Origin of the sequence: Streptomyces anatolicus, assembly GCF_019400875.1 — a bacterium.
GTDB lineage: Bacteria > Actinomycetota > Actinomycetes > Streptomycetales > Streptomycetaceae > Streptomyces > Streptomyces anatolicus.
In genome coordinates this window covers 1-2,194 of the sequence record NZ_WMBF01000728.1, presented here as the reverse complement: position 1 = coordinate 2,194, position 2,194 = coordinate 1, and the positions used below count along the sequence as shown (strand labels likewise).

General features: G+C 75.0%; 2 protein-coding genes. Both read right to left on the bottom strand.

All coding sequences use genetic code 11. From position 1 onward, the window contains the following. Nucleotides 1-18: 18 nt before the first annotated feature. Nucleotides 19-645 (bottom strand): response regulator, encoded by a 627-nt coding sequence (locus GKQ77_RS31895; RefSeq protein WP_372460044.1) that lies wholly within the window; start codon nt 643-645, stop codon nt 19-21. Nucleotides 646-683: 38 nt separating this feature from the next. Next, nucleotides 684-2,194: sensor histidine kinase (locus tag GKQ77_RS31890; protein WP_443728936.1), on the bottom strand; the 1,511-nt coding region annotated here is incomplete at its 5' end.

The following is a 2,194-nucleotide window of genomic DNA, read 5'->3' as shown; positions in this document are numbered from 1 at the left end:
GCTTGGAGGGGGCGGGGCTTACTCCGGTTCCGGGACGAGCCCCGCTTCGTACGCGACGATCGCCGCCCGCACGCGGTTCTTGACCCCCAGCCGGTCGAGGACCGCGCTCACATACGCCTTGACCGTGCCCTCCACCAGGTGCAGCCGCGCGGCGATCTCCGGGTTGGACAGGCCCGCGCCGACCAGGCCGAGGACCTGGCGTTCGCGCGGGGTGAGGGAGTCGACGCGGGCGCGGGCCTCGGCGCCGCGTCCCATGCGGTGGGCGCCGTAGCCGTCGATGACGTGCCGGGCCACCTTGGGCGAGAGGAAGGCGGCGCCGCCCGCCACCGCCCGTACGCCCGCGATGAGTTCGTGCGGATCGCCGGACTTCAGCAGGAAACCGGTGGCTCCGCCGCCCAGCGCCCGTGCCACGTAAGCGTCTTCGGAGAAAGTCGTCAGCATGGCGACGGCGGTGCCCGGCACCGTACGGACGATCTCCTCGCCCGCCGCGAGACCGTCCAGGCGCGGCATACGGATGTCGAGCAGCGCCACGTCGGGCCGGTGGGCCTGCGCGAGGGTGACGGCCTCGCGCCCGTCGGCGGCCTCCGCGACGACCTCGATGTCCCCGCCCGCCGCGAGGATCGCGCGCACACCCGCGCGGATCATGGCCTCGTCGTCGGCCAGCAGGACCCGGATGGCCTCGTTCACCGCACACGCTCCTTGCTCATCTCGTCAGCCGTGGGAATCACGGTCTTGTCCACGAGCCGGGCGCCGCCGTCGCCCGATCCGCCCTGGTCGAAACAGATCCTGAAGTAGGGGACGGCGGTGAAGAGTTCGCCGCTCGCGCGGTAGTACGCGCAGTCGGCGCCGGCGGGCGGCGGGCTCGGCGCGCGTTCGACCGGCGGGTCGGAGGAGGCCAGGTCCGGCAGGACGCGCTCGGCCTCGGCGCGCGGCTCACCGACGCGCAGGCGCGCGAAGTCGGCGGGGTCGAGGACCGAGTGGGTCCGGGAGTACGCGTACCAGGCGAAGGTTCCTCCGACGAGCAGTACGCCCGTGGTGACGGCGACGCCGAAGGCCAGGACGGTGCGGCGGCGCGCGTACGCGAGGTGGGCGCCGGGGTGCGGGGGCGCGGGGGTCAGGCCCTCGGCGGGCAGGCGCGCGGTGACCCGGAAGCCGTCGCCGTGCGGGCCCGCGTCGAAGGTGCCGCCGAGGTCGGTGACGCGGGCGCGCAGTCCGCGCAGGCCGGTGCCGCCGTCGGAGGGTGAACCGTGGTGCTCGGGGCGGCCGTTGGTGACGGTGACCGCCGTCGAGGTGCCGCCGCGTCGCACGGTGACGGTGACGGGGGCGCCGGGTGCGTGTTTGGCGGCGTTGGTGAGGGCTTCTTGGACGACGCGGTGGAGGGTACGTTCGGTCGGCTCGGCGCCACCGGAATCGAGTCCCGTTACTGGTCGTTCATCTCCTCGGTCATCTTCGTAGGCGATCTGGAGGCCGGACTCCGCGGCGCGGGTGACGAGGTCGGCGACGCTTTCACCGGTCGGGGCGAGCGGGGCCCGTTCGTCGTCGTCCTCGCGGAGCAGGCCGATGATGGCGTGCAGCCGGTCGGTGGCGTGCGAGGCGGCCGCGCGGAGGTCGGCGACGGCCTCGCGGTGCGGGTCCGGGAGGTCCGGGGCGACCTGGAGGGCGCCCGCGCGGACGGCGATCAGGCTCAGTTCGTGGCCCAGGGAGTCGTGCATGTCCTGGGCGATACGGGCCCGTTCGCGCAGCCGCGCCCGGTCGGCGACGATGCGCTGCTCGCGTTCCAGCTGGTCGGCACGGGTCCAGCCGGCGGCGGCGAGTTCGCGGGCCTGACGCCAGTAGCGGCCGGCGAGCCAGGGGAAGACCGTGCCGAAGACGAGGGTCCCCATGAGGACGAGCCACTCGACCACGGGGTCCACGTCGCGTACGGCGATCTTGGCCGTGCCGAGGACGGCGAGGGCGCCGAAGGCGAGGAGCGCGGGGCGGGCGCGGGCCGCGCGGCGGCCGAGGAGCAGGGCGAAGACGGCGAGGGCCGGCCCGAAGGAGAGGGTGAAGAGGGAGGGGGCGGTGAGGAGGCCGAGGGCGGCGGCGAGGAGGAAGGCGAGCAGGGGCCTGGCCCTGCGGATGGCGGTGGCGCAGGCGAGGGTGGCGAGGGCGGTCAGCTGGGCGGGGCCCGAGCGGGGTTCGCCCAGCCCCAGCC